Source organism: Paramagnetospirillum magnetotacticum MS-1, from assembly GCF_000829825.1.
In the GTDB taxonomy this organism is placed as follows: domain Bacteria; phylum Pseudomonadota; class Alphaproteobacteria; order Rhodospirillales; family Magnetospirillaceae; genus Phaeospirillum; species Phaeospirillum magnetotacticum.
Window position 1 is genome coordinate 159,626 of record NZ_JXSL01000009.1, and the last position, 15,424, is coordinate 175,049.

Annotated in this window: 1 protein-coding gene (only partly in view); it reads right to left on the reverse strand. The window is 63.0% G+C overall.

Annotated features, from left to right (window positions below):
- Positions 1-15,424, reverse strand: the end of a protein-coding gene (locus tag CCC_RS21980) for a LamG-like jellyroll fold domain-containing protein (RefSeq protein WP_041039270.1). 21,377 nt of this gene lie beyond the right edge of the window; the window shows 15,424 of its 36,801 coding nt (coding positions 21,378-36,801); its start codon lies off the right edge, out of view — the gene reads right to left on this strand; it ends in the stop codon at positions 1-3.

Genomic DNA, 15,424 nt, shown 5'->3' on the forward strand with positions numbered 1-15,424 from the left:
TCAACCCACATGCGTGTGGTTCTGTACGTAGACGTGGGTGTCGCCGTTGGAATACTGCGTATAGCTGTCGTGCTGGCCGTTGACGGTCAGTTCGGCCGTGGCGTCGGCCCGCCAACCGCTTCCCGCCAGGGTGACGCTGTTGCCGCCGATCACCACCAGGGCATTGCTCGTGCCGGTGACGGCATTGGTGCCGTTGACAATGGAATGGAGATGGGCAAGGTCCAGAACGGCATTGTTGTTGCTGGCATGGCCGAGGTCCAGGACATCGAAGTTCTGCACCGCGTTGTTCCACAGCGCCGACAGATCGAAGGTCTGGTTGGTCTGGTTCTCCCACTGCAGGGTATTGCCGCCGCCCGCACCGCCGTCCAGGAAGTGGAAGTTCAAGTCCGAGACGCCGACGGTGTTGTAATTGCCGTGACCGGCATAGACGTCCGCGCCGCCGCCCAGATGCACCACCTCGTTGGCGCCATAGCCAACCACGTAGTCGGCACCGGAAGTGCCGTTATATTCGCTGTTGCTGTAGATGGTGCTGGTCACCGCATGGGCGGTCACCGACAGACTGGTGCCGCTCAGCGTGGGATCCCAGATATAGCCCGTATTGCTGTCGATACCGTGAATGACCTCGAAGGAGCCCGACAGGCCGCTGGTGCCCCCCCAGGACAGCAAGGTGGCGGAGGCTCCATTGGTCGGGGCGCCGTGGCTGTAGATATCCAGAGTCCCATCAAGCGTCAGGCTGTCGCTGACGTTCAAGCGATCAAAGCCGGTCCCGCTCCAGTAATCCAGCACCAGATGGGAATCACTGGCCAAGGTCAGACTTCCGGTGACCGCCAGGGTCCCCGCAGACGACGAATCGCCGGGGGTGAGATAGCCGTGATTGACGAAATCGGCATCGGTGACGTTCAGGGTGCCAGCGCCTTCGATCTTGCCGTGATTGTAGAAATGAGCGTGGGTCGCGGCAACATTGTCGCTGACAGTCAGCATTTGGGTACCGGCCAGGGTCAGCGTAGCGTGGTTGTCGAAGGTTCCCACCGTCAATCCCAGGTTGCGCGCTATCTGGACCACGCCGTAATTATCAAAATTGGTCGCAGAAACCTGATAGGCCGAACCAGCGCTTGTCTCGGCGACGATAGAGCCGTCATTGGTCAGCGCGCCAAGGACGTTCAGCGAAAGCGCCCCCGAAGCACCACTGAACCCAAACATGTCGACAACCCCCAGATTGTCAAAAGCATGTTCAAGAGTCAGGGTGGTATTGGCACCTGCATTGGTCCCTTCGAGCAACAACATGGTCGCCGCCGCATTCTGGAAGGCGACGCCGATATCGTTGCCAGCACCGGTCACGAACAGGTTGCCACCAGCAAGATTCAGGGTCCCCGCCCCTGTCATGGTGCCGCCGGACAGGCTGCCGCCCTTGGTCAGCATAAGCTTGGCATCCAATTGGTCGGTCGAGCTCGCGACCGCCAAATTTGTCGTACCAAAGGCAATGAAGGTGCCGCCGCCAGTCATGGCTCCGGAAGTAAAGTTTAGAGCGCCAAAATCCTTATACAGCATGGAACTATTGCTCAAGGCAAGGGTGCCACCGTTTATATTTATTGCAGAATTATTATCGGCGCCACCGGTAACGGTCAAGGCGACTGTCCCACCGCTCAACGACAAACTGGAGCCGGTCAGCTTCAGGCCACCCATGGTGTCGCTGCCGCTGGCATGGCTGACGGTCCCGTTGGTAATCGTCGCCAGCGCCAAGGAATCGGGGGCCAGCGATCCGGTCCAATTGGCGGCGGTCTCCCATGCGCCCATGCCGCCACCCCACGACCGCGAGTGGTCGTATTCAGCAGCCCGGATCGTCCGTGTGGAGACGTGTCCAGTGGTGTCGGTCACCGTGTAGGTGATGATATCCAGGGCCGCCTGTCCCGCAGTGGCGGTATAGCCGTAGACGCCCGTGGTGGTGTCGAGTGCGATGGTTCCGCTGGAGGTAACCAGAGTCTCGGTATTGCCGGACACAGTTTTGGTACCGCTCAGGTGGTAGGTCAGGCTTGACCCTTCAGGATCCAGGGCTGATGCCACAGTACCCGAGGTCGCGGCGGCGCCAGCGATGGCCTGCGGATTTGCACCGACCGCAATGACCGCATTACTCAGGGCCGCCCCGCCCGTAATCACTTGCGCGGCCAGATTGGGAGCAGTGGTCGTGCCATTCTCGAAATTCCACCATCCGGCCAGACCGCTCTCGCCACCGGTGAGATAGGTTCCCATGGAACCAGAGATCTGAGAATCGCTGCGCGCCGTGTTCCACACCCGCACATCGGAGATGAACCCATGCAGGGCGTTGGTCGTGCTGACATCACTGCCGATATAGAAGCTACCGGCCGGAGCCGTGGCAGTCGGCGCACTGTTCCACGTCTCGGCCAGAGTTCCGTCCACATAAAGATTCCAGGTGCTGCTCCCCTGCATCACTGCCGCCACATGATGCCAGGCACCAAGAGTGAGGGTGGTATTAAAGGCATGGGACGCCTGCCCGCCGACCACGATCATAAGCTTGTTGGTGCCGCCCTCGATGAACAGGCCGTAACCACTTGTTCCGGTATCGCCATTGGCCATGATCGCCTGATTGCCACTGGACGCGGACGTTTCGCGGATCCACGCCTCCATGGTGACATTGGCAATCGAATTGGTCACAACCCCCGACGTCGAAATGTGGGCACTGACGCCGCCCAGGGCGGCAAAGCCGCGTACGGGCATGATCACCGGCGCCAGATTGTTGGCGCCCGAAAGGCTGACCGCCATGCTGCCCGAACCGGTCAGGGAACCATTGGAAATGTCGGTCACCTGGAAATTAACGCTGTCGCCACCAGTCCACATGGAATCCGACTGGTAGACGGCTCCGTTCAGGGCGGCGTTGATGCGATCAAGGGTGCCGGTGAACACTAGGCTGTGACCGCCATTGCTTCCCGACGTGATGGTGACCCCACCCAAAGTGTGCAGCGTCACGCCACCATGGGACGCGGTGATGGTCGCCGAGAACCTATCGCCGCCCAGCGCGCCGATATCGTCGCTCACCTGGACATTCAACGTCTGACTGCCGTTCTCGGCCACACTGAAATCGGAGAGGCCGGATAGGGTCGGTTCGTCGTGCACCGAACGCACTCCGATGCCGATCGTGCCATAGGTCAGATTGCCGCCGGGATCGGTGACGCCGACCACGAAATAGTCCGAGCCGAAGAAATTGGCATCGGGCGTGTAGACGTAACCGGCGGAGCCGGGGGTCTGCCCCGTTCCGGAAGTGGTCGACGCCCCGGCCCCAAGAACGGTGGTTCCATTGGTCAGGAGCACGGTGCCGTGCTGCGGCCCCTGGACGATCCTGACATTGACGCTGGCGGTGGTGCTGGCGTAATCCGGATCGAACAGCCCGGACCGCAGTTCCGTATCCTCGCGGGTAATGGCCGCGTCGTTGTACAGGGAGGCCTTGGCCCCGGCCGCGGCGACCGCGGTGGCGGTGCCATTCCCATTGCTGGTGGTGTCGGGGGCGCTGGTCCCCGAGAGGTTATCAAGGCGCCAATTGCCCACCAGACCGTCTTCCTGGGCGCTTATCCTCGATCCCATATACGAGCTGATCTCGCCCGAGGTCCGCATATCGTTCCACACCCGGACATCGGACATCAGGCCATCGAAACCGCTGTTCGCCACATTGACGTCATGGCCGATATCAAAGGAACTGATGGAAGACAGACGGGTGCCGACAAAGGCCGAGGACGAGCCCACGCTCTGGCCGTTGACGTAAAGGGTCGCCACGCCGTTGTTCACCGCGACCGCCACATGACTCCACTGGCCGAGGCTGACCGCAGCCCCCGTAAGGGTGAGCCCCGCCGAAAGTCCGCCGGATCCGTTATCGCCCTGCATGGAGAACGTCAAACGGCCATTGGCGACTTCCAGATTGAATAGATTGGCGGGATTGGCGCCGACCAACGATGTCGCCGACATGATGGTTTGATGGGCCGAGGCCGTATCCGGACGGATCCAGGCTTCCAGGGTAAAGTTGCCGGAATAGTCCATCTTGGTGGTGGTACCCACATGGATGGCGCTGGTCGAGCCGTTGAAATCGGCCACCTTGCCGGTGGTGTTGACACCCACCGGAAGAGTGCCGGTGCCGAAGGTCCACTCAGCGGCCAGATTGGCCGTACTGACCGTGGCCGCACCCCCGCTGGCCGCCGCCTGGATTTCGGACTGACTTAGCGCGGTCTTCCACACCGCCATGTCCGAGATGTCGCCGAGGAAGGGAAGCTGGGTCCACTGATAGTTGATATTGCCGATCTCAGCGATGCCGCTTGTGATGTTGAGATTGTCGGCCAAGGTGCCCGTCCCATTGGCCGTGCCGTCCACATACAAGGCGATATGGCCAGCACCGTCATAAGTGGCGGCCACATAGTGCCAGTTGCCGTCGTTCACCGTGCCGGTGGCCTGCACCGCTCCAGCGCGGCTTTCACCGTCCATGTGAAGTTGGCCGTTCTCGACGAAGAAAAGCGCGCTCTGGCTAATGGAAAGGGCGCCGTTGTCGAAAATCTCGCCGCGCGCGCTACTGGTCGTGCGAATCCAGGCCGCATAGGTGAATGCCCCGGTCCCGGTGACCAGAGTGGATTGGTTGTCGACCGTGAGGCCTCCGCCGCTCGTGCCGCTCAGATGAACGGCGTTCCGGCTTCCCGCCACGGTCAGGGTCGCCCCCAAGACCGGGGTCAGGGTGTGTCCGTGGCCGCTGACATCCACCAGTGAGGTATCAGTCGCCAGGGTCAGGTCGTGGCCAAAGCCCGAATCGTCCAGAACCACGCTGGACGAATTGGCCGAATAAATCCGGTCCATGCTCCACTGGGCGATCAGATGATCGGTGGAGACGGAATCCGTCCGGTGCAGGTCGCTAAAGATCTCGGCTGGCGTGCGGGCGTCATCAAATAGACGGACCTGATCCAACTGACCCGAGAAGCGACCGCCCGCCGTCGGCGAGGTGCTTGTCGTCGGCGTACCGCCTACATAAAACGTACCGGTTCCCGCGTAGTCGTAGGGCGCCGTGGCGGTGCCGACCGCCAGACCATCACGGTACAGCGTCAGGGTGTTGGAGGTCGCATCATAGGTTCCCGCCCAATGGGTCCAGGTTCCCGGGTTCGGCCCGCTGGGATCGTTGACCGCCACGCCGCCGCTGCTGCCGTCCAACGAGAAGCGCAAGGTGCCGCCCGCATCGAAGCCGACGAACAGCGCCCCTGCCCCGACCCCGCTGGTCCCCTGGCTCAGAATGGTCTGGCCATTGGTCATTCCCGCCGTCTTGTTGGCCCAGAACTCCCAAGTGAACGACTTGTTGGTCAGGATCACGGGGTTGGTGGAGGTGGCATAACCGGTGCCGTCGAACTGCAAGGCACCGGCGGCTGCCCCGGAACCAACCACTTCCACCGGGCTTTCGGTGCGGATGGACAGCATCTTGGTGGTGGTGTTGCCGTCGGTCGCGGTAGCGACCACGTTGAAGCTGTCGATGCCGTGCCAGCCGGAATTGGGCGTATAGGTGAAGGTGCCGTCCGAACTCAGCAGCAAAGTACCGTGCGCCGTCAAAGTGGAGGACGTCAGGCCCGACGTGGTCCAGGTGACCGCGCCGCCCGCGCTGTCGGGCGCGCTGGCGCCTAACGTGCCGTGATAGGGCGAGCCGAAACCGGCATCGATCACACCGTCATAGATGGGCGCGTCGTTGGTCTCGAGCACCGCCGAATTGACGACGGTGGAGAACGTGCCGGTTTCGTCGAGCCGCCACAGGGCCAGCAGGTCGGGCTCGACTCCGCTCGGCTGGCTGGTCATCACCGCGCTCACCTGGCTGCCGGTAAGAGCGGTTCCCCACAACTGCACCCCGGCGATGTCGCCATTGTTGAGGGCATTGCCGCTTTCGCGGTTGTTACCGATCACCATATGCGTGTTGATGCTGAAATTGGCGAGCGACCCATCGGAATTGGCAGTGACCGTTTGTAAGACGCCATCCACGTAAAGCTTCAGGGAATTGCTGGCCGTGTCCAGGGTATAGGCCACGTTGTGCCAGCTTCCGTCGGCGATGGTGGTATTGCCCTCGTAATCCTTGACGGTGGCGGCGCCATTACCCCAGGCGGTCGCCACCGCCTGAACATGCAGCTTGCCGTTGGTCACCACCATCTGGATCCACGGCGCGTTGTTGTCGCCACCGTTCTGGTTTGAGAATAGGCCGGTCCAATCGTTCACCCCCGACGGAACCTTGACCCAGGCGCTGACCGAATGGCTGGTCAGCGCGATAGCATGGGCGCTGGTGACGTAGGACGATCCGCTGAAATGCAGGCCGGTCTGCGGCTCGCCCGCCGCCAAACCAGTCGATACCGAGGTCAGCGTGCCGGTCACCGTATCGGCGCCGTGCAGGGTGCCGTTATGGTGGCCGGACGTGGCGTCCTGCACCACGGAACCGGCCGAGATGTCGTCCAGGCGCCAGTATCCGGTCAGCCCACTTTCGCTGCCTGTCTGCCCGGAATTCATGGTCTGGGCGATCTGGGAGGCGTTGAGCGCGCCCTGCCAGAGCTTTACCTCGGCAATGTCGCCAGTCCACTTGTTGATGAGAGAATCGTAATAGGCGGCACCGATCACGGCTCCGCTGTGCAGATTGTAGGAGGCGGCGGAGAAGGTCGAGCCATCAGCAACGCCATCTACATAGAATTGGCCATGATTGCTGCTATCGATGCTGAGCGCCACATGGTGCCACTGTCCATCGGCGACCACGGTAGAGGCCGCACCGTCAAAACCTTGGACATAGCCGATACCGCCGGTCAGCTTGCCATCGGGGCTGAGACCGAAGAACAGCCCGGTCCCACTTGCGCTACCATCGCCCAGGCTGAAGAAGGCTGGCCAGGTACTGGCGGGAGGCATGGAGGTCCTGATCCACGCCTCGACGGTGAAGGGATTTGTGCCCTGGGTGATGCCGGTTCCCAGCGATACATAGGAACTGCCATCGAAATGCACGGCCGTCTCGGGGACATTGCCCATGACCGCGCCCTTGGACGGCAAAGCCATGTCATGGCCGTTGCCCGTCAGATCACTGGTACCGCCGATTCCGTTCCAATAGGCGATCAGACCGTTTTCCGAGCCGTCCAGCACCTGATCATAGCTTGACGCCATGTCCGAGGCATTGCGGCCATAGCTCCACAGCCGCACATCGCTGATGGCGCCGGTAAAGCCGTTGGTCGCGGAGCCCGAGACCTGCGACTGCCCGATCCACAGATCGGCATTGTTTGAGGGATAGCTTGTAAAGTGATGGGTAACCGAAGAAACGGCCTCGCCATCCACATACAGGGTGAAGACGTCACCTGACCGGGTGACCCCCACATGGGCCCACTGGTCCGCCGTCAACAAGCCCGGATTCTTCAGGGCATAGGCGTTGCCAGTCCACAGACCGGTATCGGCCGTATTGTCGGTGATCATGAAGGCCAGATGGCCGTTGTTCAGCACCAGCCGCAACTGGGCGGTGTTCGCGCCCTGACCGAACTGCTTGGACAGGATCACCGCTTCGTTGGCCGCGATGGCGGCGGCGGTGGGATCGATCCAGGCTTCCATGGTGAAGTCATTGCCGCCCAGGCCGGACAACGAGCCCTCATTGGTCACCACGGCATGGGAACTGCCGTCGAGGATCAACTGGCCCATATGCTGGGTGGCGCCCAGGATCTCGGTGGGATCGTCGATGCGCACCGCGATGGTCTTGCTGGACGACACGCCGTTGGCGGAGGCGGTCAGGGTGAAGCTGTCCAGCCCCTCAAAGCCGGTGTTCGGAGTGTAGACGAAGCTGCCATCCGCGCTGATCACCACGGTTCCGTTGGCCGGTGCCGTCCCCACGCCATAGCTGAGCGTGGCCCCGGTCTGGTCATGGGCCACCAGCACGCCGTGATATTGGCCGTCATAGGGCACATTGATGCCGTCGTTATAGACCTGCAGACCGGCGGTGGCGGTTTGCACCACATTGGTGACGCCGCTGGGCAGGGTCAGGGTGTAGCCGTGGCCCGTCGCATCGGCAAGGCTGGTCCCCAGCCAGGAGGCCAACAATCCGTGATGGTCGGTGCTGTTGCCGGGCATGCTGTCATAGACGTCCTGGGCACTGCGCTCGACATCCCAGACCCGCACATCGGCGATCTGACCGGCGAAGGCGGTGGCGGAATCCATGCCGGTTCCGGCCAGATTGCTGCGCGCGCCGATGGTCAGGCCGTAGGCATTGTTCACGCCAGCATCCAGGGCCGAGATGCTATTGATCGCCACGCCGTCCACATACAGGGTGTAGTGATCACCACCACGGGTCACCGCCACATGGCTCCAGGTGTTCAGCGAGACGGTACCGCCCTGTATGACGTCCACGCCGTTGAGACGCAGGGTCAGCGCACCGTTATGGAGATAAAGCGCCAGACCCGAACCGGTCGAACTCGCCCCTTCCTTGGCCAGGACCATATGGTCGCCGCTGAGATCGCTGGCATTGACCCAGGCTTCCAGGGTGAAGTCACCCGCCCCCGGATCGAGAACATCGCCCGCCGACAGATACTTGGACGTGCCGTTGAAGGCGAAGGCCTGGGTCTGCTGGACACTGGCCGTGATATCGGCATGGTCGGTGGCGGTCCACGAGGAGGTCTGCGTGGACATGGTCACACCGCTGCCCGACAGCGTGCCGGTATGGCCGTTTCCACTGCTATCCGCCGCCGTGCCGCCGTTGAAGTTGTAGCTGGCCAGCAGCCCGGTGGTGGAGGTGGTGATGCCGTTGTAATCGGCGCTGATCTGGGTGGCGTCGCGGGCTCCGCTCCAGATCTTGAAGTCGTCCAGGCTGCCGCCGAAATTGGCGGCATCGTTGGCGGCGCCGAAGATCGTCCCGATGTCGAAAGTGCCGGTGGCGGCATAGTCGCCGGTCGTGGTGCGCGAAGCCACCGCATGGCCGTTCATGTACAGGGTCTGGACATTGGTGGTGGCGTCGTAGGTGGCCGCCCAATGGACCCACTGGCCCGTATGATTGTAGCCGCTGGCATCGGTGTACGTGAGATCATCCCCGCCCCAGAAGCCGAATCGGACCTGGTTTCCGGTGCTGCTCCCGCCATTTTGCAGGAAGGCGAAGAACAGGCCGTGATCCGTGCCGACGCTGGCGGGATTGTCCGTCTGCGTGAAGACGAAATCGTCACTGGTATCCGTACTGCGCTTGGCCCAGAACTCGACCGTGAACGACTGGTTCGACACATCGATGCCGGTCACCGAGATCTGACCATTCGATCCGTCAAGGGTGGCCACGCCGGAACCGGTCATGGCATAGCTGCCATCATGATGGCCGGTCAGATCGTGGGCGACAATTCCCTGACCCTCGTCCAGCTTCCAGTAACCGGCCAGCCCATCCTCGTGGCCGCTCAGTCCCTGGTTCATCATCTCCTGGATGTCGGATGCACCCAGCGCCTTCGACCAGATGGCGGCTTCGGCCAGGTCGCCGGAATTGACCGAGGTCGCCCCGAGATACGAGGTGTTTCCGTTGGTATGGACGTTGGTGTAGCCGGTGGAGGTCCCGGCCGAGGTCCCGTCGATGTAATAAGTGGCCGTGCCTGCGCCGTCGAAGCTTACCGCCACATGATGCCAAAGCCCGTCATTCACCACCGGGCCGGACGACGCCGAGGCGCCCGTCTGCGTGGAGGTATCCATCCGCACCGCGCCACCGCCCAGCATATAGAGGGCGATGGTGTTACCGCTGTCACCGACATTGAACAGGGTAAGATCCGAGGTGCTGGTGGTCTTCACCCAGGCCGCATAGGTGAAGGCGTGGCTGGCGGCGACGGCAAGGGCGGAATCGTTGCCAAGATTCACCCTTTGGGTCGCATTGAAATGGGCGGCCGACATGGGCGGCGTGGCCACATGGGCGCCACTGCCAATATTCATCCAGGTGTCGTAATCGGTGTCGTTGTTGGTTCCGTTGTTGCCGTCGAAGGTCCAGTTGCCGATCAGCCCGGTACCGGTCCCGGACCCAATGCCGTCAACGCTTCCGGCCTCGATCTGGGCCGCGCTCAGCGTGGTGTTCCAGACCTTGACGTTATCGAACATGCCCTTGGTGAAGCTGGTATTGTTCAACTCGGCGCCGACGGTCAGGGAGTTCAGCGAGGACATGATGCTGTTCGTGCCAGTGGTGTCCGTCACCGAGGCCGACAGCGAGCCGTCCAGATAGACCTTGGCCGTGCTGCCGTCATAGCTGACCGCCACATGATGCCAGGACGAGGCGGTTATGGTGGACACCCCCGCGAACTGGGAGAAACTGGCGCCCGAGGCGTCCTGGTCCACGTAAAGGCCCACTTGTCCTGTGGCGCTCACCATGGCCTTCAACATGGACATGGTGCCGACGCCCAGGCTGAACAGGGTCTGGGCCAGGGTGCCGGTGGTCAGGTTGACGTCGAACTCGACACTCAGTTGCTTGGTGGCGAATTCCGCGCCCGGCAGACCGATGGTCGCCGCCTTCGACGTGCCGTTGGTGACCAGCACGGCGCTGCGCTCGGTGGCGCCCACCACCACGACCGGATTGGCCACGTCAACGGTATAGGACTTGGTGGTGGTCGCCGTGCCGTCGGTCAGCGACAGGGTGAAGGTGTCGGAGCCCACATAGCCGGTGGTCGGCGTATAGGTAAAGGCGCCGTTGGCGCCAAAGTTCAACGTGCCATGGGCGGGCGCGGTGCCGGTCTGGGACAGGACGAGGGTGCCGCCATCCTGATCCACCGCCGAGACCAAGCCGGAAACCTCATGCCCGGCATAGGTGCTGATATGATCGCTGCCCACCGGAGCGGAGCCATAGGGACCTTCGACGGCGGTGACGTTGCCGGTGGCCGTGGCGGCCGGGCCGACCAGATTGGTCACCTCGCCGCCGCTCATGGTCCAGGCGCCCAGGAGACCCGCCTGGGTCCCGTAGGACGCGGGCGCCATATCGGCCTGGACACTCGCGGCACTGCGCGCGCTGCTCCACACCCGCACATCGGCGATCTCGCCGACGAAGTTCTGGGCGGCGGTGCCAGGGGCCGCCGAATTGCCCAAATAGACCGGGCCGTTGAGCGCATAAGAGTTGATGGTGGCGGTGCCCGCCGCCTGTCCATCAACATAATAGGCGACGGCCCCGCCGCTGGTTACACTCGCGGCCACATGGTGCCACTGCCCATCGGCGACACTGGCGGTGCTGAGGGTGATGGCCCCGTTCTGAGACTGCCCGACCCCCAGCTTGCCATTGGCGGCGACATAGAGGGACATCCCGGTATTGGCGCCGTCCTGGCCGATATAGACGATGGTCTGGTTGGTGGCGGAACTGGTCTTGATCCAGGCTTCGAAGGTCAGCGGTCCGCTGCCTTGGCCGATCGTGTTGTCGATGGTAACGGCCGCCGATGCCGTACCATCGAAATGCATGGCCTGGCCGTCCAGGATGGACGGCATGGAGGTGCCGATGGGGACCAGGGACGGACCGGTGGCGTTGAGGGAGGCCAGCGGCGCGGTGCCCGTCGTATCGTTGAAGGTCCAGGCGCCGACCAGTCCGGTCTCCGCCCCGGTGGGCTGCTGGCCCTGGCCGGTGACGATCTGGGTGCCGGTGCGCGCCACGCTCCAGACCCGCACATCATCGATCAGCCCGTTGAAGGCCGTCGCGGAATCCACGGTATTCGCCCCGCCATTGTGCATGGCCCCGACCATCAGGTCGGTGGCGGCGGGCGTGGCGGTGGGCGTATTCACCATAACGGTATCGACTAGCACATCGTCGGCATACAGGCTGTAATGGCCGCCCGAACGCACCACGGCCACATGGTGCCAGGCGCCGTCGTTCAGGGTCACGGTATCCTGCAAGGTCCAGGCAATTGCGTTACCATCCCAGGTATCCGACGACAGGAAGGTCAGCTTGCCGTTCACCAGGGCCAGGGCAAAGGTTCCGACCCCGCCGCCCACGGCATTGCCCTGACCCACGATGATGCGGGTCCCGGTCGTGGTGTCCCTGGTATTGATCCAGGCCTCCAGGGTGAAGGGCGAGGTGGCGGTGGTCGCCAGGGCCTGCCCGGCGGAATAGGCGGTGCTGCCGTTGAAATAGGCGGCGGTGTTGTCGGCCGACAATCCGCCCAGAACGGGGGCGTGGTTGCCGGGGTTTTGCACCACGAACTTCGCCACCCCTGGAAGCGAGGTCAGGGTGCCGTCGCTCACCACATACTTGACGGTATCGGTGCCGTAGAAGCCGTAATCGGGCGTGTAGGTGAAGGCGCCGTTGGTCCCCAGGGTCAGGGCGCCGTGGCTGGGCTGGCCGCTGAACGTGCCGCTGCTGGCGATGGTGTAGGTCAGCGCCTGGCCTTCCGGGTCGCTGCCGGTCAGGGTGCCACTGAGTGTCCCGTCCCCCGAGACGGTAAAGCTCGGCGCCGCGCGATCCGCGTTGGCATAGGCCACACTGGCGCCGCCCGTGCTCATCAGACCATTGACGCTGGAGTCAATCGGACTGGCCTGCAATCCGTCGAAGCGCCAATAGCCGGACAGGCCGCTCTCATAGCCATGCAGGGTGGCGTTCATATTGGCGGAGATTTCCGCCTGGGTGCGCACGCCGTGCCACACCCGCACATCGTCCAGCAGACCGTTCAGGGCACTGCCGGTACTGCCGATGGGATTGCCCAGGCCCAGCGAACCGGTATCGGTCACCGCCAGCGGAACCGCCGGGATGGAGGCGGTGCCATAGACACTGCCGTCCAGATACAAGGTGACGGTACCGGCGCTGCTGATGCTGGCCGCCACATGGTGCCAGGTCCCGGTGAAGGTGGCCGGTGTGCCGCCCAGTGTCACCTCGGTCCCGTTGACCACGGCGGTCAGGGTATAGGTTCCGGCAGACACTTCCTTGATGAACAGGCCGTATTCGACGCTGCCATTGGTCGTGCCGCGGGCGACCACGGCATGAAGCTGGCCAACGGTTGCCGATGTCAGCGGCTTGACCCAGGCTTCCAGGGTTACCGCATCGGCGAAGGCCAGCTTGCCGCCGTCATTGACGGTGACAGTGGTGGCGGAAGTTCCCGTCGGATACAGGGCATAGCCCATCCCCGCCCCGGCCACCGGCGCCTGATTGACCGACTGCACGGTAATGGAGACGGTCTGGGGCGACGTCAGATATTGACCATCGCTTAGGCGCACCTGGAACGAATCGGAGGTGTGCGACGACCCGTCATTGAAATAGCGCAGCCCCATGGTGCCGCCGGACAGGTCGGCGCCGCTGAAGGCATCGCCCACCGCCAGGACTCGGCCATTGACCACCAGGGCGCCGTAATCGGGAAGGTCGGTGACCACATAGCTGAGCTGAGCGGCGGCGGCGCCTTCGGAATCCGTGGCATTGAGGCCGTTCGCCCCGCTCATGATGTTGATGGACGAACCCTGGCTGTCCACGAAGGTGCTTCCCACCGTCAGGGTGGGCGCGGTGTTGGAGGCGACCACCGTCAAGGAAAGCGATCCCATTCCGGTCAGCGTGCCCCCCATCCCGTCGTTCACGACAAGGTCGATGGCATCGGCGCCGACCGTTCCGGCCGCCACATACGTGATGATGTCGGCGTTGACGTCAGCCTGGGTAAAGGTCGCCCCGGAGGCCAGCGCCGTGCTGCCCTTGTAAAGGGTTCCCTGGTGCGCCAGGGTTCCCACGGTATAGACCAGATTGGAATCACCCACCTGGATAGCGTCATAGGGACGCAGATAGGCCTCGTTCAGGGTAAAGGTCCCCGTCTGCCCCACGATCAGATTGGGGGGCGCCAAGGTCAAGGAGTGCCAGTCATAGCCCATATTGGCCGTGAAGGCCTGGGCCACCACATTGCCATGGCCGTCATCGGCGTTGATGGTGAAGGTATCGCTGCCCACATAGCCGGAATCGGCCTGATAAGTCAGGGCGGCCCCTGTCACGGTAACCGTGCCATGGGCCGTCTTGGTGGCACCCACCAAAGAATAGGTCACGGTTTGCCCGATATCTGCATCGGTGGCGCCCAGCGCGCCGCTGACCGAGCCGCTATTGGTCACCGAGAACGAGGTCACGGTGGAGGTGCCGATCATCAGCCCCTGCCAAACCGGCGCGTCCTCGACCGCGGTTATCGTCAGATTGGCGGTTCCGGTATCGAGGCTGAAGGCGGTGCTGCCGCCATTGGTGTTGGTATCCACCTTGGTGCCATGAGCCGAACCGTCCGTCTGGTCCCAGGCCCGCCAGGTGAAGGTGGCGCCGCTGCCATTGGCATTGGCATTGGCGACGAAGCGCACCTTGTCGGTGGAGGCCAAAAGCAGCGACTGCGAGCCCGTCACCGAACCAAACGAGGCCCAGTTGCTGCCACCGTCGATGCTGTATTCCCAATTGCCGTTGGAATTGGCGGCTGCGGTCACCGCGATGCCCTTGGGCAGGCCGGTACCGTCGGGATCGGTGACCTTGCCCAGCAGTTCCGAGACCAGATGGACGCTGGGCGCCGCATCCTCGACCATGGTCCAGGTGGAGGTGGTGGGGCCGCCCAGGGTGACGGTGACGAAATCCACGTCCTCATGCCCGCTGCTGTCGAGGTCGCCGGGGAAGACTATGCCGATCCGGCCATCGCCGAGTTCGGTCAACCCCACCTGCTGGTTCCACGCTAGGTTGGATTTGGGCGTGATGATGGTGGTATCGCCGATCAAGGCGTCGGCGGAACTGTAGTGTTGCAAGATCACCCTGGTGGCGTCCGTGCCACCCACATAAGCACGCCAGGCGATCACATAAGAGCCGTCGGAAAGGCCCAGAACGGTGGGACTCCCCACATTGGACGGTGTCGGAGTGATGTTGGTCGTCGGACTGTATTCGGTCCCGCCGGTCACAGCCGAGCCATTCAAGGTGAAATGGCGGAAATGGGGAGCACCGTCGTCATAGGCGACCACGAAACTGCCATCGGCCAGGGTGGTGACCTGGGGCTCGGCCTGGTTGCCTGCAATATTGCTGTTGACCAGGAATTCACCACCCACCGGCGAGAGCGAATTGCCGGAAATGGAGAAGATCTGGCCGTCGATATCCTGGCCGTTTCCTCCCACCGCGCTGTTGGTGGACCAGAAGACGGCGATCTTTCCATTACCCAGGTCGGTGATCGTATTGACGAAGTCGTAGCCGATCTGAGTGGCATAGGTGTTGGCCTTGGTGGTGGCCACCACCACCTGACCGGCATCGTTGTAGACCTTGACCGAGATCTGGCTGTGGCTGGCATCGGTGGATTCCCGCCACGACACCGCGAAGCCGCCGCCCGAAAGCGACGTCACCGCCGGGTAGTGGTGCGACTGACCATCGCTGGCCGCCACCGAGATGCGGCCGGGGGTGGTCTGGTAGGTGCCGCTGGCATCGAAGATGAACGCGTCCACCGACAATTCGTTATCGCCCACCAGCACGAACTTGCCATTGGCCAGC